The organism is Acrocarpospora corrugata (genome assembly GCF_009687845.1).
GTDB classification, from domain to species: domain Bacteria; phylum Actinomycetota; class Actinomycetes; order Streptosporangiales; family Streptosporangiaceae; genus Acrocarpospora; species Acrocarpospora corrugata.
In genome coordinates this window covers 1-601 of record NZ_BLAD01000055.1, presented here as the reverse complement: position 1 = coordinate 601, position 601 = coordinate 1, and the positions used below count along the sequence as shown (strand labels likewise).

1 protein-coding gene is annotated in these 601 nt (G+C 64.4%); it reads left to right on the top strand.

What is annotated here, in order from left to right:
• Positions 1-480 (top strand): ExeA family protein (locus Acor_RS20255; RefSeq protein ID WP_155338362.1); only part of this gene is annotated, 480 nt, incomplete at its 5' end.
• Between the last annotated feature and the right edge of the window lie 121 nt (positions 481-601).

Below are 601 nucleotides of genomic sequence, written 5' to 3'. Positions count from 1 at the left end.
ACCGACCTGCTCGCGGTCGAACAAGCCGAACGCGGCCGCACCCCCGTCCTGATCATCGACGAGGCTCACCTGCTCGACCACAGCCAACTCGAATCGGTGCGCATGCTCACCAACCACGACATGGACCGCACCTGCCCCTTCGCCTGCCTGCTGGTCGGCCAGCCCACCCTGCGCCGCATGGTCAAACTCGGCGTCTTAGCCGCTCTGGACCAGCGCATCGCCGTCCGCTGCCACATGAACGGCATGACCGCCGAGGAAACCGCCACCTACCTACGCCACCACCTGCAACTGGCCGGTCGCAGCGATCCGTTGTTCTCCGACGACGCCATCACCTTGATCCACCAGACCAGCCGCGGCAAGCCCCGAACTGTCAACAACATCGCCATCCAGTCCCTGGTCGCGACCTTCGCCGAGGGCAAGGCCATCGTCGATGAGAACGCTACCCGCACCGCGATCAACGAAGTCATCGCGACAGAGTGAACACCACCGCGTCAGCATGAACACCAAGCCCCGCCCGGAAGCCATCCAGCGGGGCTTTCTCACGCACCTTCGTGTTCACCACGGATGTCGCCGTCGTGTTCATGACCAGCGTCGCGCAACA